Below are 23,159 nucleotides of genomic sequence, written 5' to 3' on the forward strand. Positions count from 1 at the left end.
ATGCAATTAAGCGTAACCGACACCGTCACCGCACAAGATCTGGATGACGTCCGTCTTGGCCTCACCGAATATAACAGCCGCTTTATCGATCCCAGTGAGATGCAGGCGATTGGCGTCTTCATTAAGGATGCTTCTGGCCGCAAGCTGGCCGGGTTGACCGGTTCCACCTTTGGTAACTGGCTGCGCATCGACCTGCTATGGGTCGGCGATGCGTTACGTGGGCAGGGCGCTGGCACACAGTTGATTCAGGCCGCCGAAACAGAAGCCCGCGCCCGTGGTTGCCTTTATGCGCAGGTTGATACGGCCAGTTTCCAGGCGCGCCCGTTCTATGAAAAGATGGGCTACACCTTACGATTTAGCCTCGATAATTATCCGCGTCTGTATCAGCGTCATTACCTCAGTAAATCGCTGTAACTAGATCAGTGGCTGCTGGCGTAAATCCAGCGGCGATTGCTCTGCCTCATCAATCGCCGCCAGCCAACTCTGCAAATCGACTTTGGCCCATGATAAGTGACCACGCGTGGTACTCATCAGCACGACATCCGGGCGCAGCGCGCGGTACAGCTCCAGTGATTGCTGTAACTCCAGCGGATTACTCTCCGGTACCAACACGCTGATCCAGCGGTTGTAGTCACAGGTCAAGGTATCGCCAACGAACAGATAGGTCTGGCCCAGCGGGGAGTGATAAAGGTAACTGCAGCTGCCCGGCGTGTGGCCGGGTGTGGGCAGCAGATGGAAATCACCAAAGTGGCTTTCCTGCTGAATGAAGGTCTCATCAGGTTCGACAATCAGACTGACCGGCCCCAGTGAACGGCTGTGACAGTAGAGCGCACTGTTAAAACGCTGCTGGATCGCCACGGCGCCGGGCGCGGCTTCATGCCAGTGGGTGAGGTAGTGGCGAATCACCCCGCCCGCATCATTGAGAAACTCATGATCGAGCGGATGCTCGACACGGCCGATGACCAGATTGCCGCGCGGATGGCGCAGCATAAAGCCATGCATCATTAAATCTTGCGCCGTCTCTTCGGCGGGAAATTCCGGGGTGGAGATCCACAAATCTTCGTACAGTGGCTTCAATGTCGGTCTCCTGCGGCAAAACGTTAGCGCAATGTCGGGTGGCCGGTGAAGGCAAGCTGTGCTTCGCCCTGTTCAAGCTGTAAGGTGGCGCTGGCACCCAGCGGCAGCGTGACGGTGTCGGCATCGTGGCCAAACGCCAGTTCGCTGATCACCGGTAGCTGATATTCATCGCGGATGCGTTGCCATACGCTGGCAAAATCGAAACCATTGTCATAAGCCGACAGTGACGTGCTGGTGAAACTGCCGGTGATGATCGCCCGCTGGCGCGACAGAATGCCGCTCTGTTGCAGTTGAATCAGCATACGCTCTATGCGGAAAGGATGCTCATTCACATCCTCGATCACCAAAATGCCGTTTTCAATTTGTGGCATCCAGGGTGTGCCGATCAGGGAGCAGATCATCGCCAGATTGCCACCCCACAAGGTCCCTTGCCAGCGTCCCGCATCCGGGCTGTGGGTCTGCCAGCCTATATTGACTGTAGGAGAAGAGAGCGCCTGCCAAAAGTGTGACAGGGTAAATTCGGATAATGCCTCTGCGCCGAAGTTGCCGGCCAGCATCGGGCCGCTGAAGGTCACCAGCCCGGTTTGCGCCAGTAACGCCAGTTGAATCGCGGTGAAATCACTGTGTCCACAAAGCGCGATAGGTTGATTGAGCAGCCGGCGCTGCAGAGCGACATAATCAATCTGATCCAGCAAACGCGAGGCACCGTACCCACCGCGCACCGCCAGCACAATATCGGGCAGCGTGCTCAGTGCTGCCAGCTGGTTCACATCATTCAACCGTTCCCCGTCTTCGCCCGCAAAACGCTGGAAGCGGCGTGTAATCGCTGATAAGTTGTCCAACTGATGTCCCTGAGCCTGTAAACGACTCACTGCAAGTTGGGCCGCATCCTGATTATGGCAATAGCCGGAGGGGGCGATCAGACGAATAGATCGGGGGGAAAGCATAGCGTTCATCCTGATTTAAAGTGGCCTGCCGATGATGGCGAAATCCGTTATCGATGTCACGGCAGCACAAGGTTTTTTACGTATTTAGGATAAACGGTAATTTTGCATTGCGCTGCGCCAGGTATGATAGCTTGCGCCAACTCTATTGCGGAACCAAAAATCAGTGAAAATTCGACTACTTATGCTATCTGCGCTGTTGCTCGCGGGCTGTGCCAGTGAGCCAGAAAAAACGGTCGTGCCAGAGAAAAATACGCCATTAACCCAGGCACCACCGTCGAAAGTGAATGATGCATGGTCAATGTTTACCGAAGATGCCGCCAGTCATTATGGCGTTGATGAGAAGTTAATCAGCGCCATTATTAGTGTCGAATCCGGGGGCAATCCCACCGTTACCAGCCGTTCAAACGCGGTAGGGTTGATGCAGATTAAAGCCTCAACGGCGGGGCGTGCTGTGTATCGCACTCAGGGACGTCACGGTCAGCCGACGTCTTCGGAATTGCGCGATCCAGCGAGAAATATCGATATCGGTGCGGCATATCTCAAGCTGCTGCAGGATTCTGAGTTGGCCGGTATTCGAAATCCACTCACGCTGCGTTATGCCACCATCGTTTCTTACGCCAACGGTGCCGGTGCGTTGCTGCGCACCTTCTCACGGAATCGCGATCGGGCGATTGCGATGATCAACTCGATGACGCCGGACGAATTCTATCAGCATGTGCAGGATAAACATCCGGCGGCACAGGCACCACGTTATTTGTGGAAGGTCACAACGGCCTACCGAACCATCGGATAAGTCGGCTTTGCGAAGCGCGGCTCGTCAGGGCCGCGCCTTAAAGCAACCTGTTAAATCGGTCATTCCATCAGCAATCGTGCGGTGGGATAATCCACAATCAGCACTTTCACATATCCACCGCGCAACGCTCCGCGAATCGCCTGGGCTTTCTCTTTGCCGCCCGCCAGTGCCACCACTTGCGCACACTGTTTAACCTGCGCCAGCTCCATGCCAATCACCGGATCTTCCTCGGCGTTCAACACCGGTTTTCCGTCAGTATCAAAATAATGCAAACAGATATCGCCCACCGCACCGCGCTCGGCCAGCGTGCGCAGCATCTCGCCGTCATAGTAGTTGCCGGAATTGCGTAGCAGCGCGGAGGGCTCAAGATCGCCAATGCCGACAATCGCCAGATCCACTTGATCAAACTTTTCCAGCACCACGGCCACGTCTGGGTTTACTGATAAGCGTTGACGATCCTGCACTGAATGCTCAATCGACTGCGACGGCAGCAGCCAGGCCGGACAATCCAGCAGCGCCGCAAGATTCTGCGTCAGGATGGTGGCCTGCACGTTGCCGTTCGCACCCACCCCACCAAGCAGCTGGATCACGCCTTTGCAGGGCGCACTCAGCGGATGCAACGCGTCCACCATCGCGCGAATGGTGCCACTCCATGATGAAATGCCGATCAGTTCATCGGCGCGCAGGCGGGTTTCCAGATAGTGCGCCGCTGCTGAGCCAATCGCCTGTTTAATTTGCAGCGCGGAAGCCTGATCCGGCACATCGACCACAATCACCTGTGGTAGCTGATACTGCTGCTCAATCGCCTTCTCCAGTTCGGGATAGACATTGGCGGGTGGCACCACGCTGATTTTCACTACGCCTTCTTTCACGCTGCGATTGAGGATGCGTGACACAAAGGATTGCGACAGCTTCAGCAGTTGCGCAATATCGGACTGCTTCATGCCTTCCACATAATAAAGCGTGGCGATTTTTACCATCAGCCGCTGTTCGTCCTGTTTTGCCATGGTTTTTCTCTCTCTTAACCTGCCTGGTATTGTTAATCAGGCTGTCATAAATAACAACGCAGAACATTTTGTGATCGTTTTCGCTTTTTCAGGATCGCGCGATGGACGAGTTCAGGAAGCCAGCGCATAGTCATTATGCATATAAAATCGCAATTGAATATATATTCAAGCGGAGAAAAATCAATGAAAGCTTCTGTCCTCAAAATGACCCTACTGGCTTCACTGATGTTAGTTTCAGCGGCAACGCTGGCGGCAGAAAAGGGCTTGATTGCTATCATCACGCCTTCTCACGATAACCCGTTCTTTAAAGCTGAAGCCGATGGCGCGCAAGAGAAAGCCAAAGCGCTCGGTTACACCACGCTGGTGGCCTCGCACGATGATGACGTGAACAAACAGAACCAGCTGATCGAAACCGCCATCGCGCGTAAAGCCAAAGCGATCATTCTGGATAACGCCGGTGCTGACGCCACCGTTGGCCCGGTGCAAAAAGCCAAAGATGCCGGAATCCCCACCTTCCTGATTGACCGCGAGATCAACAAAACCGGCGTCGCCGTGGCGCAGATTGTCTCTAACAACTATCAGGGCGCGCAGTTGGGCGCAGAGAAGTTCGCTAAGTTGCTGAACGGCAAAGGCGACTACGTTGAGCTGCTGGGCAAAGAGTCGGATACCAACGCGGGCGTGCGCTCACAGGGCTATCACGACGTGCTGGATGACTATCCCGATATGAAGATGGTGGCGCAGCAGAGTGCCAACTGGAGCCAGACCGAAGCCTTTAGCCGCATGGAAACCATTCTGCAGAAAAATCCCAACATTGTCGGGGTGATTTCCGGGAATGACACCATGGCGCTGGGGGCAGAAGCCGCGCTGAAAGCCGCCGGTAAAACCAACGTAATTGTGGTGGGCTTTGACGGCAGCGACTACACGCGCGATTCCATCATCAATAAAGGCAACATCAAAGCCACGGTGCTGCAACCAGGCTGGGATCAGGCACAAATGGCGGTTGAGCAGGTGGATTACTACCTGAAAAACGGCAAAGCGCAAAAAGAAGAGAAGCAGCTGATGGATTGCGTGCTGATCGACGACAGTAACGCCGCGAAGCTGAAAAACTTCAACCTGGCGCAATGAGACGGAGGTCGGCATGAAGGGAAAAGCAGCAACCGGGCTGATGGTTGGGCTCTTATCGCTGATATTGACCGCCTGCACCGTGGTGGATCTCGATGCAAACGGCAATCCCATCATGCCGAAAGATCCGAATGCCAAACCCGGCTATAGCAACCAGACGCCACAGCAGATCGCCGAATCGAGCTGGGCCAGCCGGGTACAGCAACCGGCTGAGAAGCAGGCGCTGAGCTGGGCGGATATGGAAACCAAAAGTCATACCGTCAAGGCCGGGGGCAGCGAAAGCGTATTTGTGCGTGCCGCTGGAACCGTCACCGCCTTTGATAACAGCAACGAACGCGAACGCAGCCTGACTGTCACCATCAATGGCAAACCGGTCAAGGTGTTGATTGGGCCGGTACTGCGCAGTAATGCAATTCGTGATGCGGCGGGCTATCGCTTTGAAGAGTTCACCAATCAGGTGCAATACGCACAGCTGACTAAAGCGTTGAACCGCCATGCCGTCCAGCAGCTACCGCCGGTGGATGCCAGTTGGGTCGGCAAACCGGTGCAGGCGCTGTTAGCCGTCAGTATGGAGCCGAATCAGGTGAATGACGTGGTGGCGATTCAGTTGCAGCAAGGGAATCCATGATGAGCGATGAAATCATCCTGCAGGCCAAACAGATGTCGATGTTGTTTCCGGGCACCCTGGCGCTGGACCGTGTCGATTATCGCGTGTGGCGCGGCAAAGTGAACGTCATCATCGGTGAAAATGGGGCAGGTAAATCCACGCTGATGAAGATCCTCGCCGGGGTGCAGCAGCCCACCAGCGGCGAAATGTTCCTTAACGGCGAAAAAGTGGTGTTGAGCAGTACGCGAGACGCCGCCCGCCACGGTATCGGCATGGTGCATCAGGAACTCAACCTGTTCGAAAACCTCAGCGTGGCGGAGAACATCTTTCTGGGACGGGAAATCCAGCGCGGCATCAGCCCGATTAACGAAGCTGAACAGAAGCGACGCACGGCTGCGTTATTGCAACGTCTCGACCAGCCAATTTCACCGGACGAGATGGTCGGCAACCTGAAAGTGGGTCAGCAGCAGTTGGTGGAAATTGCCAAAGCGCTGGCAGAAAACGCCGACATCTTAATTCTGGATGAGCCGACCTCGGCGTTGAGCAAAACCGAAGTGGAGATCCTGTTCCGCGTGATCCGCGAACTGACGCGGCAGGGGGTTTCCATCATTTATATCTCGCATCGGCTGGAAGAGCTGATGGCGATTGGCGATGTGATTACCATCCTGCGCGACGGTCGCTTTCAGGCGGAAGCGAAGGTCAGCGACATCGATGTGCCGTGGATCGTGCGTGAAATGCTCGGCAGCGAACCGGTGAGTAACTTTCTGCCGCCTAATCGTCAGTTCGGGGCGGCGGTGCTGGAAGCCGAGCACATCACCTGTGTCAGTGCCCATGGCAATACGCTGGTGGACGATGTCAGTTTCAATGTGCGCGCCGGGGAGATCGTCGGCATTTATGGCCTGATGGGCGCGGGGCGCACCGAGTTGTTTGAGTGCCTGCTCGGCAGCCAGCGCAACTATCTCGGCAAACTGTGGCTGGACAGCAAACCGTTACCCACACGCTTGCCAACGGCCGAACGTATTCGTATGGGCATGAGCCTGGTGCCGGAAGATCGCAAACGGGCCGGTATTTTCCCGGTCTCCTCTGTGGCCAGCAATCTCACCATTGCCAGCCTGTGGCGACGTTTATCGCATCGCACCGTGATCGCCGAACAAGCTGAACGCGAAGCGGTAAACAGTACGGTAGGCAATCTGGCCATCAAAATATCGTCACCCGACGTGGCGATCAGTGCGCTGAGTGGCGGCAACCAGCAGAAAGTGGTGATTGGCCGTTCATTGCTCACCAATCCACGTTTACTGCTGCTGGATGAGCCGAGCCGGGGCATTGATGTGGGTGCCAAAGCGGAAGTGTTTCGCATGATGGTGAAACTGTCAGAGCAGGGCATTGCCGTGGTGTTCTCCACCTCCGATTTAAAAGAAATTATGGCCGTCGCCGATCGCATTCTTGTGATGTCTGGCGGCAAGTTGACAGCTGACCTGCCGCGCGCGGAAGCGGAAGAGGCGGCGCTGGTTAAAGCAAGTGCACAGGGGTTCTGAGCATGAAAAACAATGGCGCAATGGCGCTCGCTTCGCCAGGTAAGGTTTTCAACTCGCGTGAAGGCATGATTCTGCTGCTGTTAAAACTGCGCACCTTTATCGCGTTGTTCCTCATCGTCGGCTTCTTTGCCATCACCGTGCCGGATTTCCTCGCCGTGGGTAGCATGGTGATCATGGTCAAACACATCGCCATCAATGCGTTTCTGGCGCTCGGCATCACCTTTGTGATTATCACTGCGGGTATTGATCTCTCCATCGGTGCCACGCTGGGCTTGTGCGGCATGATTGCCGGCTGGTTGATTACCAAAGGCATTGTGTTGCCGATGTTTGGCATCGCCATCTTTCCCAGCGTTTGGGTGATTGTGCCCGTGGTGTTAGTGGTGGGTGGACTGATTGGCGCGGTGAATGGCTGGATCATCACCAAATACAACGTGGCCCCGTTTATCTGCACGCTGGGCACCATGTACATCCTGCGCGGGGCGGCGATGCTGACCTCCGGCGGCGAAACCTTCCCCGGCTTGCAGGGCAATCCGCTGCTGGGTAACACCGGTTTCGACAAAATCGGTGCGGGGTATTTTCTCGGCTTACCGTGGGCGATCTGGATGATGGTGGTGCTGGCGCTGGTGATTGCCTATGTAGCACGTCGCCTGCCGTTTGGCCGTCAGGTGTATGCGATTGGTGATAACGAGCGTGCAGCGGAACTCTCGGGCGTCAAAGTGAAGTCGGTGAAAATCTGGGTTTACACCATTTCAGGTTTCTGTGCGGCGATTGCCGGCATTGTGGTCTCCTCGCAGCTGGTGGCCAGCCATCCGGCGAACGGCACCTCATTCGAGATGAATGCGATTGCGGCGGTCGTGCTGGGCGGTACTTCATTGGCTGGCGGGCGCGGCACCATTCTCGGCACGCTGGTGGGGGCATTTGTCATCGGTTTCCTCGCGGATGGCTTGATCATGATGGGCGTCAGCGAGTTCTGGCAAATGGTGATCAAAGGCATCGTGATTATCGTGGCAGTGATCATCGATCAAATGCAAAGCCGCATGCAGCAAAAGGCCGCCGTGGTGGCGCAGAAGGCATTGATTCAGGAAGGTGAGGCCAAAGGTTAATTGTTACCCGTCATAAGCCGAGCCGCAGGTGCGTCGGTTGCGCTTGCTCACCCCAGTCACTGACCTGAGTAAGCTCCTGGGGGATTGACGAGCTGGCCGCCTTCCCGCAACTCAGCTTATTCAGGGGAAAAATCCGGGTAAATTTTTTACCTGCTGTGAATATATATTCAATAACGCTTTAAAATGCAGAGGTGTCTATGAATCCTTTCAAATATTCGGTGGCGGACCTGGCAGCGAAAGCGCGCGCTGTGCGTCGCCGCATCATCCAGCTCAATGCCGGTAGTCCGGCGGGTGGACATACCGGTGCCGATCTCTCTCAGGTCGAAATCCTGACGGCGCTCTATTTCCGCATCCTGAATTGCGCACCGGATCGCACTAACGATCCCCAGCGTGACATTTACATCCAGTCGAAAGGGCATGCGGTCGGCGGCTATTACTGTGTGCTGGCGGAGGCGGGTTACTTCCCAACCGAATGGCTGCCCACTTATCAGCATTCGGATTCACATTTGCCGGGCCATCCGGTGCGGCAGAAAACGCCGGGCGTGGAACTCAACACCGGTGCATTGGGCCACGGCTTACCGGTGGCGGTGGGTATTGCGCTGGCGGCGAAAAAAGACAACAGCGACCGCCGCATCTTTGTGGTCACAGGCGACGGTGAACTGGCCGAGGGCAGTAACTGGGAGGCCGCGCTGGTGGCGGCGCACTACAACCTCGATAACCTGGTGATCATCAACGACAAGAACAAACTGCAGCTGGCAGGGCACACGCGCGACATTATGAACACCGATCCGCTGCCGGATAAATGGCGAGCCTTCGGTCTGGAAGTCACTGAATGCAACGGTAATGACATGGCTTCCGTGGTGGAAACCATTGAAAACCTGCCACGTAACGGCAAACCGCAGGTGATTGTGGCGCATACCGAGAAAGGCTTTGGCATCTCCTTTATTCAGGGCAAACCAGAGTGGCATCACCGTGTGCCGAAAGGGGAAGAGATCGAACTGGCACTGGAGGAATTAAAAGATGAGTAATGCAAAACACCTGGCCACGGTGATGGTGGAAGCCTTTATTGACGCGGTAAATCGCGGTGTGGATTTGGTGCCGGTGGTGGCAGATTCCACCTCAACGGCAAAAATATCGCCTTTCATTAAGGCGTTTCCCGATCGGTTGGTGAACGTTGGCATTGCGGAACAAACCCTGGTGGGCACGGCGGCCGGTCTGGCAATCGGTGGAAAAGTGGCGGTGACCTGTAATGCAGCTCCGTTCCTGATTTCGCGCGCCAACGAGCAGGTAAAAGTGGACGTCTGTTACAACAATACCAACGTCAAACTGTTTGGCCTGAATGCCGGTGCCAGTTACGGCCCGCTGGCCAGCACCCACCACAGCATTGATGATATTGCGGTGATGCGTGGCTTCGGCAATATCGAGATTTACGCGCCATCCTGCCCGCTGGAGTGCCGCCAGATCATCGATTATGCCCTTGCGCATGTGGGGCCGGTTTACATCCGTCTGGATGGCAAGGACCTGCCTCAGCTGCACGATGAAAACTACCAGTTCCGTCCGGGCCAAATCGACGTGTTGCGTGAAGGCAACGACATCGTGCTGGTGGCGATGGGTTCCACCGTGCATGAGGCGGTGAGTGCGGCCGAGCAATTACAGGAACAGGGAATCAGCGCAGGTGTGATCGCCATTCCATCAATTCGTCCCTGCGATACCCAACGGCTGCAAGAGCTGTTAAAGCATTATCCGGCGGTGATCACCGTAGAGGAGCACAATGTTAACGGCGGCGTCGGCAGTCTGGTGGCCGAAGTGCTGGCTGAAGGCGGCTGCGGAATTCCGCTGTTACGTCTGGGCATCCCCGATGGTCAATACGCGATTGCTGGCGATCGTGCCTCCACGCGCGCGCATCATGGTATTGACGCCGCCAGCGTGGTGAAGAGTGCAGTGCGCATGTGTGCAGGAGCGTAAACATGGCGGGTCCATTAATACTGGCAATTGATGAGGGTACCACTAACGCGAAAGCCATAGCGGTGGACCGCGCAGGCAACGTGGTGGCGCGCGGCAGCCAGCCTCTGACGTTAGCCCATCCCCAGCCGGGATTGGCCGAGCAGCATCCGCTGGCGATCTGGCAGGCGGTGAAACAGGCGATTGAAAGCTGTCTGGCGCAGTGCGGCGGGGCAGAGGTGGCCGCCGTCGCGATCAGCAACCAGCGCGAGTCGGTGCTGATCTGGCAGCGCCGCGACGGGCAACCGCTGACGCCGCTGGTGAGCTGGCAGGATCGTCGCTCGGAAGCCTTTTGTCGCGATTTACGCATGGCGGGCAAAGCGCCACGCATCACCGGCTTAACGGGCCTGGCGGTCGATCCCATGTTTCCCGCAGGCAAACTCACCGGGATGCTGGCGACGATTCCAGATGGACTGGCGCGTGCACAAGCCGGTGAACTCTGCATCGGCACAGTGGATTGCTGGCTCAGCTGGCAATTAAGCGGCGGCGAAAGTTTTGTCACCGATCACGCTAATGCGGCCCGCACCCAACTCTACAATTTGCACAGCGGCGACTGGGATGACGAACTGCTGGCGTTATTCCATATCCCGCGTGCGGCACTGCCACATATTGTGCCCTCCGCCAGTGCGCAGGGTGTTGTCACGGTACAGGACATCGCCGGACTGAAAGCGGGTACGCCCATTTTGTCGCGCATTGGCGATTCCCATGCGGCACTGCAGGCGCAACGCAGTGCAGGCGAAGAAGTGGTGAAAGCCACTTACGGCACCGGTTCATCGCTGATGATGTCAATGGCCACCCCTTTGCTGACCGAGAACGGCCTCAGCACCACGGTGGCGTGGCACGATGGGACGCTGCGATTTGCCTTTGAAGGTAACATCACCCATACCGGTTCGGGCGCGGCCTGGCTGGGACGCATGCTGGGCATCAGCGATCCGCGTGAACTGACGGCGATGGCGCAACGCAGCGAGCATAATCAGGGCATCTATTTCGTGCCTGCATTGTCAGGCCTGGGCGCGCCCTGGTGGGATTTGAAGGCGCGCGGCATGGTATGTGGCCTTACCGATGCCGCCACGCCAGAGGTGCTGGCGCGCGTGGCGCTGGAATCAATCACCTTCCAGATTGCCGATGTGTTCTTCGCTATGGAGCAGGCCAGTGGTGTGCAGTTACCCGCGCTCTGTGTGGATGGCACGGCAACCGAAAACAGTTGGCTGATGCAGTTGCAGGCAGACGTGTTGCAGCGGCCGCTGAAACGTCCCCCTACCGCTGAAGTCTCCGCCCTGGGTGCCGCGCTGCTGGCGGGGCGTTCATTAGGTTGGTGGCAGCAGGGCAGTGATATGCAGGCGTTGAAGGGGGGCAGCGTGATTGAGCCGCGCAGCGATCGCGCGACCATTATGCAAGAGAATTATCGCGGCTGGCTGGATGCGGTGGCGCGTTGTCGTTATCAACCGCATTAGCGTTCAGGCGGGGTAACCGCCTGAACATCGCTCACTAACGTTGTGCCGTCTGGGGTGAGGATTCATTGGAGGCATCGCTGAGATTAATCCGTGGTAATACACCCCCCGTAAACTCGACACGACGCATTGGGAAAGCAAAACGAATCTGCTTCTGCTCCAGTTGCGCCATCAGCTGGAGGTTAATTTCCTGCTGGATGTCCATATACTTGTTGTACTCGGCACTGAGCACGAAGTAGACCACTTCAAATGTCAGCTGCGACTCATCAAAAGCGAGGAAATGTGCGCGGTCAAAACGAGTATCCGGCACATCCTGAATGATCTCCTTCACCATGCTACCAATTTGTCGCACTTTCTCAGCAGGCGTAGCGTAATTAATGCCGAACTTAAACACGATGCGACGCTGCTGCATCCGTTTGTAATTGTGGATGGTCTGCTGCAGCAAAATGGTGTTCGAGCAAACGATCTGTTCCCCGCTCAGGCTGCGCAGCCGGGTGGTTTTCAGACCAATGTGTTCGATTGATCCCGCCACATCGCCAAACACAATAAAATCGCCATGCTCAAAGGGCTTGTCAAAACCAATGGCCAGCGAGGCAAACACGTCACTCAACACCGTCTGAATCGCCAGGGCGATCGCAATGCCGCCGACGCCGAGGCTGGCAACCAGTGCGGTAATATTGATGCCCATGTTGGACAGGATTGCCAACATCATCATCACCCACACCACCACCCGCAGCAGAATGCCGAGGATCACCGTGGTCACCGGATTGCGCACGTGCAATGGATCACGCAGCAAACTCTGTAGCCAGAGCCGGATGCCACAGTCAATCCACATGGTCATTTGCAGAATAAAGGCCAGGAACCAGCCGTGTGCAATCGTCACGCTCCAGCTGGCGGGTAGGTCGACAAACCTCAGTGCAATCAGTAATGAGAAAATCAGCAGCAAAGGCTGGCTGGTACTGCGCAGAATTTCCACCAACAGTGTGGTGACGCGGTGATTCCGCTGCTCGCTGTAGTGCGCAATACGGTTGGATACAAAGCGGATGAGGGTGCGTAACAGCCAATACATCATCAAGGTACCGAAGACGATGATGGCGCTGTTTATCCAGAAGGTTTGATTGAGAAAAATGAGTTGTAAACGATGGGCAGAAAGCCAGTTTTCCATTGGGGAGATTCTCCTTGCTGGGAGGCGATAAAAAGTGAAAGCAAGGAAAGGATAGCCTGGCGGGCGCCTTTTGTGGCGCCAGCAGGGATTTACTGGAAGCGATTCGCTTTGTCGCGGGCCAGACGTTCCAGCGCAAAGATCACTTGCTGTAGCTGGCGTTCCTGTACGGGCTCAATGGCGGTAAAACGGAAGCTGAGACGAGGGGTTGTGCGAGTTTCATTCTTGCTGGTGACCATGCTGCGCTCGCCAATGTGCAGCAGCTGTGCGGTGACCTCAAAATGACCGTATTCGCCCAATTCCACGCGAAGGTTTTTAAAGGTATCACCGCGGTTCAGACCCTCTGGCAAGCTTTCGTCCAGCAAGACACCTGCGCCACCGAGAGAGAGATCTTGTAAACGGAAGCGCGCTTTACTGCCATCCGGCCACTGCGTATGGCAGTAAAACACCGGTTCCATCGGAGCTGAAACACGGAAAAACTCACGACGCTGAATCTGCCACAGCAGCTCAGGCAGCGGGGCAGTAAACGCCGGTAAGCCCTCAAACTCGGTGCGCTCCAGTTTGATCAAGCCAAACTCCACTTTGGCACCCTGGGTTTCTGCCGCGATATTCACTTCACCGCCCTGCAGCGCTAAATCGTTATCCAGTGCATTACTGCCGAGGTCGAAGATCACGCGATCTTCATCGGCATCCAGCATGCGGCTGATAAATTGACCGCGCGAAAAACTGACCATTAATGGGGTCTGGAAACGCAACAAATCCTTCATTACGTTTAAAACAGCAAGGGTGCCTCGTTTGAGATATTGTTCGTTATCGGCGTCTTTCACATCCTGCTCCACTTATCCGATTGTTATTATCACGGGTGACACGGCTATCGAATTGTTATCGACGTTCTGACAAAAAGCTTTAGCCTGCTAACTATCTATTTACTGTGATGTTCATCAAGCAGATTAAAAATATCCGGCTATACTAATCGCAGTGAACACCTTGATTCATAACGTAAGGAGCAGTAAATGGGTATTCTTTCATGGATTATTTTTGGTTTGATTGCCGGGATCATCGCTAAATGGATCATGCCAGGTAAAGATGGCGGCGGATTTATCATCACTGTGGTTTTAGGGATTGTCGGCGCGGTGGTTGGCGGCTGGATCAGTACCCTGTTTGGCTTCGGCAAGGTTGACGGTTTCAACTTTGGCAGCTTCGTGGTGGCGGTGATTGGTGCCATTGTGGTGCTGTGGATCTACCGTAAAGTGCGTACCTAGCAATACACTCTGATTTAATGAAATCCGCATCCCCTACGGGATGCGGATTTTTTTATGGCGGTTAGAAGTCGTAACCCACGGTGGCGGTAATGGTCCGCTCCGCACCGCGATAGCAATAGCCGGTGCCATAGCAGGCGGCGAGATACTTTTTGTCGGTCAGGTTATTGGCATTCACCTGCAGCCAAGCTCCTTTCAATTGTGAATCCCACGCACCGAGATCGGCACGTACGGAAGCATCAAACAACGTTACCGACGGCAAACGTGTGGTGTTTTCGTTATCGGCCCACTGCTTACCGATATAACGCACGCCTGCGCCGGCGCTCAAGCCGTAATCAAACTGATAGTGACCCCAGAATGACGCCATGCTGTTCGGCGTGACGTAAGGCGTATGGCCATCATTCCCGTCAACGGAATCTTTGAAACGCAGATGGTTCAGCGTGTAACCGGCGATGGTGCTGAGTCGCGGCGTCAGCTGGTTGCGGGCTTCCAGCTCAATGCCCTGCGAATGCACTTTGCCGGACGGAGTAAAGGTGCTGTCTACCACGTTGCGGTTCGCCACATCGTTCTGCGTCAAATCGTACAGCGCGATGGAGTACATATCGCGCGTGCCCACCGGCTGGTATTTCACACCGGCTTCATACTGCTCGGAAGTGGTTGGCTTCAGCTGATTGCCGTCTGGGTCGGTCAAAGAAGCCGGGGTAATCGCCTGGCTCCAGCTGACGTAAGGTGAAATACCGCTGTCGAACGCATACAGCAGCGCAGCACGGCCGCTGACGTGGTCATCCTGGCGACGGCTGGTGCCATTATTGGAGACGATGCGATCGTAACGACCAGAGAGATCCAGATGCCAGCGGTCGAGCTGCATTTCATCCTGCAAGTAGAGTCCGGTCTGATAATAGCGACGCGTTTGTTCGGTCCAGCTGTAATCCGGCATGCTGCCGACCGCTTCGCCCGTCCAGGGGTTTAATGAACTCGCATAGCCACTGGCTTTACTCAAATCATTCTTATAACGGTGGTATTCGGCACCGAGGATCACCCGATGCTGCAGCGCGCCGGTGGCAAAATCGGCCTGCAGACGGTTATCGTTGGCCCATGCGCTGAGCGAGGAACGTTCACCGGAGTAGTAGCGGGTCAGCAGGTCCGGGTTAGCGGCATCCCAGCCAATCTGATACACCTGATCGAGATCGACATTGGCGTGGCTATAGCTGGCGGTGGAGTATACAGACCACACTTCATTGAAGCGGTGCGAGAAGTCGTAGCTGTAGATCTGCTCGTGGCGCTTGAACTGATCCAGCGCGCTGTCGCCCTCATAGAATCCATCACTCAGCTTGCGGCCATTATGGCTATAAAGCGTGCCTTCAGCGGGCACGGAACCGTGATAACCGCCGGATGGATCTTTTTGCAGATAGGCACGCAGCACCAGACTGGTGTCTTCGCTGGGTTGCCACAGCAGCTGTGGCGAAATCGCATATTTTTCTTCACGGGTGTGATCGTATTGCGTATCGCTGTTACGCGTGATGCCGGTGAGACGGAAAGCCCACTGATCGTTAATCGCATTGGTGTAGTCAAAGGCGGCGCTGTTGGTGGCGTTGGTGCCGGTAGACAGGCGGAAATGGCCCTCTTCAGCAAACTGCGGCCGCTTGCTCACCTGATTGACTAATCCGCCTGGTACGGTCTGGCCGTAAAGTGCGGAGGAGGGGCCTTTGATCACATCAACGCGATCGAGGAACCAGTTATCTACCTGCAAGATGTTGAAGCTGCCGCCATCACTCATGATGCGCAAGCCATCCAGGAAGGTGTTATCGACATCGCCGCCATGGAAACCACGCAGCGCAATGGTGTCATAGCGAGTGGCGGCCCCGCCGAAGTTGGTGAATACGCCCGGCGTGTAGTTCAGTACCTGATTGAGATCCTGCGCACCCTGATCTTCCATCTGCTGACGTGTCACCACTGAGATGGACTGCGGCGTGGTGATCAGCGGCTGATCGGTTTTACTGCCGCCGCTGCTGCGGGTGGCGAGATAGCCTTGCGTCGGTGAGTTGGCGCTCTCCTGCGGTTGCGCGGTGACGACGATGGACTCTTCTGCGAAGGTTGCAGCAGGGAGGGCCAGAGCCAGTGCACAGAGCATGCGGGTACGATTAAGGGTAAAAAGCGTCATTGGAAATCCTTTAACGGGAAGCAGAACAAAAGCAGCACTCAATCGGCAATGCCGAAAATTGAGAATACGATTAAAATTAAGAGTGAGAATTATTATCTTTTAGTGGGTGTGTTTCAAGTTGTTAATGTGAGTGAAAGAGATTGTGAGGAAATGAACAGGAGCGGTGGCGTAGCGAGCGCGGCTTTATGTGAGAAAAGGTTTCATGATGCAGTCATACCCTCTGTCGCGGTGCACGATGGTTTGCAGACCTGAGGTGATGACTTCGCTGCGTTAAATGGTGACATCGCCTGCCTGAGATGATGGCATTGAGCACCTTAGCTTTGACAGTGCGAACCGATTGCGCTGCTACCGTTTGACAAACAAAGCAGTAGCAGCGGTTTTAAAGTAGAGGGAGAGGGTTATTTACCCGCACTCAGCGCGGGCATATTCGGGATATCGCTCGCGTTATTACAGGTGTGATCTTTCGGGCAGTATTTATCCAGTAGTTTGAGCGTCACGCCGTTGGTCCAGCCGAAACCGTCCTGCAACGGATATTCACCGCCGCCACCGCCGCCCAGTTGCGCGCCTTCCACCACATACTTTTCAACCAGCTTGTGCTCTTTATCGTAAGTGGCCTGCACGTTCTGCAGGAAGCGCTGACCAATTTCCTGTGCCAGCTTGGGTTGCTTGTAATGTTCCAGACCTTCCACCGCCACCCATTGCAGAGGCGCCCAGCCATTTGGTGCATCCCATTGCTGACCATTGTTCACGGTGGTGGTCACCAAACCGCCAGGTTTCAACAGCTGTTTCTCCACCGCTTTGGCAGTGCGGTCCGCCTGTTTCTCGCTCGCCACCTGCATATAGAGTGGGAACAAGGTAGCGGCGGTCAGCTGCGGATGAATGTGTTTTTTCTGCCAGTCATAGTCGGCATACCAGCCCTGTTTCTCATCCCACAGATAACGATTAATCGCTGCCTGACGTTTCTCAGCATCTGCCGCGAACTGTTTGGCTTTGTCATCCTGATTCGCCAGTTTCGAGGCTTTGGACAATACCTGCTCCAGATGGAACATCAGGCTATTGAGATCGACCGGTGCCAGTTGGGTGGTGCGGATCGAGGCCAGATTGTGGGCATCGGTAAACCAGCGAGAGCTGAAGTCCCAACCAGAAGCCGCACCGGCACGCAGATCGCGATACACCTGCTGTTTATTGCGATCGGGCGCTTTGTTGGCAGTGTTGACATCGTCGAGCCAGGATTCGGTGCGCGGTGCATCACGTTCGTCCCAGTAGCGGTTGAGTAGGGTGCCATCGCCTAGTTTGATCACGCGCTTGCTGGCCTGACCGGCAGCGACCTTATCGCTGTCCGCCATCCAGTAGTCGTACTCTTTCTGCAACTGCGGCAAATACTGGCGATAGACATCATCACCTTTATGGGTCGCCAGCAGATCCACCATCAGGCTAAAGAACGGTGGCTGCGAACGGCTGAGATAATAACTGCGGTTGCCGTTCGGGATATGGCCGTATTTATCCAGTTCGGTGGCGAAGTTATCCACCATATCCTGCACGCGATCCCAGTGCCCGCTTTCGGCGAGGCCCAGCATGGTGAAGTAGCTGTCCCAGTAATAAACTTCGCGGAAACGGCCGCCGGGGACCACATAGGGTTTCGGCAGTGGCAACAGGGAATCATACTGGCTGGCGGTCGGTGTCGATCGTGTCAGCACCGGCCACAGGCCGTTGATATGTTCACGCAGGCTTTGTCCTGCAGGCGGCACGTATTTGTCCTGCTCTTTAGGCAGGGTGAAATTAGCGTCCACGAAATGCTTCAGGTCGAAATTGCGCTGGCTCTTTTGCATCTGCCAGTCCGCCAGTATCGAGGAGGGATTGTACTTCGGAACCGCATCGGCAAAGGTTTTCTGATCCGGATAAAATTTTGCCTGCTGTACCGCATTAAACAGAGGCCCCAGGCGGATATCGGGCGGCTGTGGCTGGCTGCTTAGCATTCGGCTGGTATCTTCCGCCTGCGCAACAGAGGCGCTGGCCAGCAGCGCCGCGCTCAGTAAGAATGTCAGTGGCGCGGGGGTGAATTTGACATTTTTTATCATCGGTTTTTCTCCTTGTCCGAAAAGGTGGTGCGCTAACACATTGACCACCCGAACAACTTTAGTCGCTAACGCGCCGCTTAGCCGCCTCAGGCCATGGAAATGTGAAGCCGCGGGAATTAATCACGCAAGAAATTGCATTAACCTTAAGGTTTTTGCTTGCCCTGAAGCGCTATTTGCCTGAGGCTGAAGGAAAAAAAGGAGAGCTGTATGGAGATCATCTGGTATCACCCGTCGCAAGCCCCCGATCGCTGGCTAGCGGGACTACGTCAGCGTTTACCGCAAGCCAACGTGCGCTACTGGCAGCCGGGCGATACGGATCCGGCGGATTATGCCATCGTGCGTTCGCCACCCACCGAGATGCTGGCTGGTCGTCCATTGAAAGGTGTGTTTGCCATGGGCGCGGGCGTCGACGAAATTCTTAAGCAACTGCGCGCCCATCCGGAAATGTTAGCCGATGACGTGCCGCTGTTCCGTCTCGAAGATACCGGCATGGCGCGACAGATGCAGGAATACGCCAACTGGTGCGTGCTAGGCTGGTTCCGCCGTTTTGCCGACTACCGCCAGCAGCAGCAACAGGCAAACTGGCAGCCACTCGACACAGCAGACCGCGCCAACTTCACCATCGGCGTGCTCGGTGCGGGCGTACTGGGCAGTAGTGTGCTCGAAAGTTTGCGCCAGTGGGGCTTCCCGCTGCGTTGCTGGAGCCGCTCGGCTAAGCAGATTGAGGGCGTGCAAACCTTCCACGGTCGCGATCAGCTGGATGCGTTTCTGGATGGCACTCAGGTGCTGATCGATCTGCTGCCCACCACGCCGGAAACCACCAACCTGATCGATGAAAAGTTGCTGCGCGTGTTACCGCACGGGGCCTTTTTCCTCAATCTGGCGCGTGGCGCGCATGTGGTGGAAGCCGATCTGCTGGCGGCGCTGAACAGCGGGCAACTGGCGGGCGCGGCGCTGGATGTGTTCCAGACCGAGCCACTGCCGGCGGATCACCCGCTCTGGTCTCATCCACATGTCACATTGACGCCACATACTGCGGCTATCACGTTGCCCGGCGAGGCGATGGATTTCATTGCCGGTGCCATACTTGCTCTGGATCAAGGGGATCAGCCGGGTGGTTTAGTTGATCGCCAGCGCGGTTATTAATTCACATTGAGTCAGGAGAAGAGGATGTATCCCGTCGATTTGCATATGCACACCGTTGCCAGTACCCACGCATACAGCACACTGCATGATTATGTGGTGCAGGCGAAGCAGAATGGCCTGAAGCTGTTTGCCATCACCGATCACGGCCCGGATATGGCGGATGCGCCGCACTACTGGCACTTCGTTAATATGCGCATCTGGCCACGCGTGATTGATGGCGTAGGCGTTTTGCGTGGTATTGAAGCCAACATCAAAAACCAGCAAGGCGACATTGACTGCAGCGGCCCGATGCTGGATGCGCTGGATCTGATTGTGGCCGGTTTCCATGAGCCGGTGTACGCACCGCGTGATAAAGCGCATCACACGGAAGCGATGATTGCCGCGATGGCGGGCGGGCTGGTGCACATTATTTCACATCCTGGCAACCCGAAATTCCCGGTGGATATCCGCGCCATTGCCGAAGCCGCCGCGCATTATGATGTGGCGCTGGAGATCAATAACTCCTCTTTTACCCATTCGCGTCCGGGCAGTGAACCCAACTGCCGCGCCATCGCTGAAGCGGTGCGTGATGCCGGCGGGCGTCTGGCGTTTGGGTCGGATTCGCACACCGCCTTTACCCTCGGTCATTTCGAACACTGCATCCGCATTACGCGTGAAGTGGATTTTCCCGAGGATCGCGTGTTAAATGTCACGCCGCGCCGCCTGCTCGACTTTCTCCAACAGCGAACCGGTAAGCACATTGCTGAATTTGCGGACTTTTAACTTTTAGCCTCAAGGAATTCTGTTGCATGAATGAGTTTTCCATTCTCTGCCGCGTCATCGGCTCGCTGTTCAACCGCCAGCCACAAGATCCATTGCTGGTGCCGCTCTTCTCCATGCTGCGTGAAGGCAAACTGAAGGCTCAGTGGCCGCTGGAGCAGGATGAACTGTTAACACGTCTGCAGCAGAATAGCGATCCGCAGGCCCTGGCGGCGGATTACAACGCACTGTTCGTCGGCAGCGAATGCAGCGTACCGCCTTACGCCTCACAATGGCCAAACGGCCCGCAAGAAGCGGATGTGCGTGCGTTTCTCTCTTCACGTGGCATGCCGTTAAGCGACGCGCCAGCCGACCATTTTGGCGTACTGCTGCTGGCGGCCTCGTGGCTGGAAGATCAGTCCGCGGAGGATGAGTTTGCTGCGCAATTAGCGCTGTTCGACGACTATCTGCTGCCGTGGTGCGGCGCGTTCCTCGGCAAAGTGGAAGCCCACGCGACCAGCGCGTTCTACCGCACGCTGGCCGCGCTGAGCCGTGAAGCTATTCAGGCAATGTACGACGAGCTGAACGAAGGCAACGACGAAGAAGCCTGATTACCAGCTGGCTGCGCTGCTGCCGAGCTTGACGCCCGGCGTGGCGCAGATCATCGGCGTGCCGGGCAGGTATGCAGCGGCACGCAACCTTTCGGCAATCCCCCACGTATTGATCTCAACTGTCGGCAGGGCATCGTCGTGCTGCGCGGTAATGCCATGCTGCGGCTGTTGCGGTGACGCGCCAAACTGTTGCAATAGCCTGGCGGTGCGCGCCAGCGATAGGCGTGCCTGCCAGCCAACGTGATTTTCCCGACGTTGACGCATCCCTTCCAGCACAGCGGCGGCCATCATATAGCCAGTGGCGTGATCGAGCGCCTGCACCGGCAGCGGTGTCGGTTTGATGTTACCACGCCAGACCATGCCCTGTTCGGCAATGCCGCATCCCATCTGCACCAGACTGTCAAAGCCGCGACGATTGCGCCATGGTCCGCCCCAGCCCCACGCATTGAGACTGACATCCACCAATCCGGGCGACAGTTTGCGCCGTGACTCGGCATCCAGCCCCAGCTTTTCCAGCGCATCCGCGCGATAACCATGCACCAGCACATCAGCGTGTTTGATTAGATCGCGCAGCTGCTCAACGCCCGCTCTGGATTTGAGATCGAGCCGTGCGCAGCGTTTGCCGCAGGTGATCTCCTCCTCCAATGTTGGCTCTTCCCAGCCGTAAGGATCGATACGTAAAACCTGCGCGCCAAGGCTGGCGAGAAAACGCGTGGCGACCGGCCCGGCGATAATGCGCGTCAGATCCAGCACACGCACGCCGAGCAGCGGACGAGCAGGCTGCAGTTGCCAGCCGGGCGTTGGGGCATCCCCCGTGGCCTGTTGGGCGATCAGCGCTTCACTGCTGACGGCCAGCCCTTGCGGGTGCTGCAACCACTGTTGCTCACTGCGCATCTGCGCAGCACAGCCGCCAGCCTCAATCACGGCCTGCTCCAGCGCGGCCGCTTGCCACTGAGACACCCGCTGCGCTAATGCGGCGCGGTCGGCGTGTTGGCCCAGCACCTGCTCCATGGCGGCGCGATGATGCGGAGCGTTGGTGTGCAGACGGATCCAGCCATCGGCGGTGGCGTAATCGCCTGCAAAGGGATCCCAGAGCGCGGCGGGTGAGCGATTTAGCGGCGTGAGGCTGTGCTGAAACCAGCGAGAGGCGAGCCTTACATTGACGCTAACCGGGGCCGATTGCCCGAGTAAATCGCTCACTGCCTGGCTTGCCAACCCGATGCTGGTGGCGGCCAGTTCACTGACGGCAAACGCGGAAGAAAAGGTATCGGGCTGGAGAAAGCTGAGCGCGGGAAGGGGTTCCGCGCCACGCAATCCTTGCCACAGTTGCTGCCATAACGCGGCAGCAGATTGAGTATCCATATTGAGTCTCCGGAAAACGCGCGAGACTCAAGCATAGCAGAGAGAATTTAACGGCGGCGCAGGCGAGGAAAGCGCGCGTGCATGCGCAGATTACGCAGGTTGATCACCGCAATGGCGGTACCGAGCACTACCAGAGACGCCCCGAGAATTTTGAAGCTGTTCATGCTATCGCCCAGCACAATTACGCCCATCAACACGGCCAGCACGGGCGTGAGCAGCGAGTAAGGCATGATTAAGTTGACGTTGTACTTTTTCAGCAACGAATACCACAGGGTATAAGCCACAATCGAGGAAGCCAGCGCGCTGTAAAGAATACCAAACCAGCCGCGCCAGCCCGCATGACTTAAGGCGTAAAACTGGTGCGATTCGGTGAGCCAGGAAGCGGCACCGACAATCGGCACGGCGAGGAAGGAGATCCAACCGGTGAGCGTCAGCGGTTTTATCGGCGGCGATTTCTTCACGATCATATTGCTGATGGCCCAGCCAAAGGCGCTGCACAACAAGATGCATAAGACCCACCACGCCGGAATCGTGGGGCTGCCGGAGAGCACCGCCACGCCACTTAAAGAGATCGCAATACCAAACAGCTGTACCAGCGTCAGCTTCTCTTTTAGCACCAGCATTGCCAGCAACATGGCAATCGGCGTACCAAGCTGCACCACAATCGCACCGGTGCCGGCATCGGTAAAGCGCATGCCGACAAACAGCAGCGAGAAGTGCATAAAGCCAAAGGTGAAGGCAAGGGTGAGCAGCCATGGCAGCTGTTCGCGCGTAATTCGGCAGAACGGCACCAGTACAATCGCCACCACCACAAAGCGCATCCAGGTGAGGAACAGCGGCGGAAGTTCCAGCAATCCCCACTTCACTGCCACGTTATTGAAAGCCCAGATGGAGACCACCATCAGAACCATAAAGAAATGCCGCACTGCCACAATGTCATCCTTCACATGAAAGGGGGGTAATCACCGGCTAATCATGGCACGAAGCCGTACATTTCTG

The 23,159-nt window shown here is 56.3% G+C and carries 22 protein-coding genes; 13 read left to right on the forward strand and 9 right to left on the reverse strand.

From position 1 onward, the window contains the following. Positions 1-414 (forward strand): GNAT family N-acetyltransferase, encoded by a 414-nt coding sequence (locus JK231_RS00925; RefSeq protein WP_211727796.1) that lies wholly within the window; start codon positions 1-3, stop codon positions 412-414. Here JK231_RS00925 and JK231_RS00930 read toward each other — a convergent pair whose 3' ends face one another. Together JK231_RS00930 and ldcA are read right to left on the reverse strand one after the other, a co-directional pair. After that, positions 415-1,077 carry an MBL fold metallo-hydrolase gene (locus tag JK231_RS00930; RefSeq protein WP_038647517.1) on the reverse strand — a complete coding sequence of 221 codons (663 nt, stop codon included), beginning with the start codon at positions 1,075-1,077 and terminating at the stop codon, positions 415-417. A 23-nt stretch (positions 1,078-1,100) separates the two neighbouring features. Continuing rightward, positions 1,101-2,024, reverse strand: a complete 924-nt coding sequence (ldcA, locus tag JK231_RS00935; RefSeq protein WP_211727797.1) for a muramoyltetrapeptide carboxypeptidase — start codon at positions 2,022-2,024, stop codon at positions 1,101-1,103. A 163-nt stretch (positions 2,025-2,187) separates the two neighbouring features. Between ldcA and emtA the strand changes: the two genes are divergently transcribed. Next, the gene (emtA, locus tag JK231_RS00940) at positions 2,188-2,817 is read left to right on the forward strand and encodes a membrane-bound lytic murein transglycosylase EmtA (RefSeq protein WP_075564066.1); all 630 of its coding nucleotides are present in this window, start codon (positions 2,188-2,190) and stop codon (positions 2,815-2,817) included. Between the two features lie 59 nt (positions 2,818-2,876). On the opposite strand, the gene JK231_RS00945 is transcribed toward emtA, so the two are convergent. Next, on the reverse strand, positions 2,877-3,824 hold the full coding sequence (locus JK231_RS00945; RefSeq protein WP_097119202.1) for a sugar-binding transcriptional regulator: 948 nt from the start codon (positions 3,822-3,824) through the stop codon (positions 2,877-2,879). 183 nt (positions 3,825-4,007) lie between these two features. Here JK231_RS00945 and JK231_RS00950 point away from each other — a divergent pair, with 183 nt between their 5' ends. The 7 genes from JK231_RS00950 to JK231_RS00980 all read left to right on the forward strand — a co-directional run bounded on the left by JK231_RS00950 (position 4,008) and on the right by JK231_RS00980 (position 11,646). After that, positions 4,008-4,949 (forward strand): D-ribose ABC transporter substrate-binding protein, encoded by a 942-nt coding sequence (locus JK231_RS00950; RefSeq protein WP_211727798.1) that lies wholly within the window; start codon positions 4,008-4,010, stop codon positions 4,947-4,949. 13 nt (positions 4,950-4,962) lie between these two features. Next, entirely contained in the window at positions 4,963-5,574 is a 612-nt protein-coding gene (locus JK231_RS00955) for a DUF2291 family protein (RefSeq protein WP_211727799.1), read from the forward strand. Continuing rightward, a complete protein-coding gene (locus JK231_RS00960) occupies positions 5,574-7,088 on the forward strand; it encodes a sugar ABC transporter ATP-binding protein (RefSeq protein WP_097119204.1) in 1,515 nt (504 codons plus the stop codon). Before JK231_RS00955 ends, JK231_RS00960 begins: the two co-directional genes overlap by 1 nt. Positions 7,089-7,090: 2 nt before the next feature. Continuing rightward, positions 7,091-8,191 (forward strand): ABC transporter permease, encoded by a 1,101-nt coding sequence (locus tag JK231_RS00965; RefSeq protein WP_034821966.1) that lies wholly within the window; start codon positions 7,091-7,093, stop codon positions 8,189-8,191. A 197-nt stretch (positions 8,192-8,388) separates the two neighbouring features. Then, a complete protein-coding gene (locus tag JK231_RS00970; RefSeq protein WP_034821964.1) occupies positions 8,389-9,219 on the forward strand; it encodes a transketolase in 831 nt (276 codons plus the stop codon). Further along, the gene (locus JK231_RS00975) at positions 9,212-10,156 is read left to right on the forward strand and encodes a transketolase C-terminal domain-containing protein (protein WP_097119205.1); all 945 of its coding nucleotides are present in this window, start codon (positions 9,212-9,214) and stop codon (positions 10,154-10,156) included. The genes JK231_RS00970 and JK231_RS00975 overlap by 8 nt, the downstream gene beginning before the upstream one ends. A 2-nt stretch (positions 10,157-10,158) precedes the next feature. Continuing rightward, complete coding sequence (locus tag JK231_RS00980; RefSeq protein WP_211727800.1) at positions 10,159-11,646, forward strand: FGGY-family carbohydrate kinase; 1,488 nt, start codon at positions 10,159-10,161, stop codon at positions 11,644-11,646. Positions 11,647-11,680: 34 nt separating this feature from the next. Here JK231_RS00980 and JK231_RS00985 read toward each other — a convergent pair whose 3' ends face one another. After that, positions 11,681-12,808, reverse strand: a complete 1,128-nt coding sequence (locus JK231_RS00985; protein ID WP_211727801.1) for a mechanosensitive ion channel family protein — start codon at positions 12,806-12,808, stop codon at positions 11,681-11,683. Positions 12,809-12,897: 89 nt separating this feature from the next. Then, complete coding sequence (locus JK231_RS00990; protein ID WP_160832514.1) at positions 12,898-13,632, reverse strand: flagellar brake protein; 735 nt, start codon at positions 13,630-13,632, stop codon at positions 12,898-12,900. Between the two features lie 186 nt (positions 13,633-13,818). Between JK231_RS00990 and JK231_RS00995 the strand changes: the two genes are divergently transcribed. Next, complete coding sequence (locus tag JK231_RS00995; RefSeq protein ID WP_038647498.1) at positions 13,819-14,067, forward strand: GlsB/YeaQ/YmgE family stress response membrane protein; 249 nt, start codon at positions 13,819-13,821, stop codon at positions 14,065-14,067. Positions 14,068-14,128: 61 nt separating this feature from the next. Here JK231_RS00995 and JK231_RS01000 read toward each other — a convergent pair whose 3' ends face one another. Together JK231_RS01000 and treA are read right to left on the reverse strand one after the other, a co-directional pair. Further along, the gene (locus JK231_RS01000) at positions 14,129-16,225 is read right to left on the reverse strand and encodes a TonB-dependent siderophore receptor (protein ID WP_097119208.1); all 2,097 of its coding nucleotides are present in this window, start codon (positions 16,223-16,225) and stop codon (positions 14,129-14,131) included. Between the two features lie 398 nt (positions 16,226-16,623). After that, the gene (treA, locus tag JK231_RS01005; protein ID WP_211727802.1) at positions 16,624-18,303 is read right to left on the reverse strand and encodes an alpha,alpha-trehalase TreA; all 1,680 of its coding nucleotides are present in this window, start codon (positions 18,301-18,303) and stop codon (positions 16,624-16,626) included. Positions 18,304-18,510: 207 nt separating this feature from the next. On the opposite strand from treA, the gene ghrA reads away from it, so the two are divergent. From ghrA to JK231_RS01020, 3 genes are read left to right on the forward strand one after another with little or no spacing between them, the layout of a single operon-like run. Beyond that, positions 18,511-19,449: a glyoxylate/hydroxypyruvate reductase GhrA gene (gene ghrA / locus JK231_RS01010; protein WP_211727803.1), complete on the forward strand. Its 939-nt coding sequence runs from the start codon at positions 18,511-18,513 to the stop codon at positions 19,447-19,449. A 24-nt stretch (positions 19,450-19,473) separates the two neighbouring features. After that, positions 19,474-20,211, forward strand: coding sequence for a phosphatase (locus JK231_RS01015; protein ID WP_160832518.1), 738 nt, complete (start codon positions 19,474-19,476; stop codon positions 20,209-20,211). Between the two features lie 26 nt (positions 20,212-20,237). Then, positions 20,238-20,798 carry a molecular chaperone gene (locus JK231_RS01020; RefSeq protein ID WP_211727804.1) on the forward strand — a complete coding sequence of 187 codons (561 nt, stop codon included), beginning with the start codon at positions 20,238-20,240 and terminating at the stop codon, positions 20,796-20,798. Here the strand turns inward: JK231_RS01020 and JK231_RS01025 are convergent, their stop codons facing one another. Both JK231_RS01025 and JK231_RS01030 read right to left on the reverse strand, forming a co-directional pair. Then, on the reverse strand, positions 20,799-22,160 hold the full coding sequence (locus tag JK231_RS01025; RefSeq protein WP_160832519.1) for a CoA transferase: 1,362 nt from the start codon (positions 22,158-22,160) through the stop codon (positions 20,799-20,801). Positions 22,161-22,207: 47 nt separating this feature from the next. Beyond that, positions 22,208-23,092 carry an EamA family transporter gene (locus JK231_RS01030; RefSeq protein ID WP_211727805.1) on the reverse strand — a complete coding sequence of 295 codons (885 nt, stop codon included), beginning with the start codon at positions 23,090-23,092 and terminating at the stop codon, positions 22,208-22,210. Positions 23,093-23,159: the final 67 nt, after the last annotated feature.

Origin of the sequence: Pantoea sp. JGM49 (assembly GCF_018257655.1) — a bacterium.
Taxonomy (GTDB): domain Bacteria; phylum Pseudomonadota; class Gammaproteobacteria; order Enterobacterales; family Enterobacteriaceae; genus Pantoea; species Pantoea communis.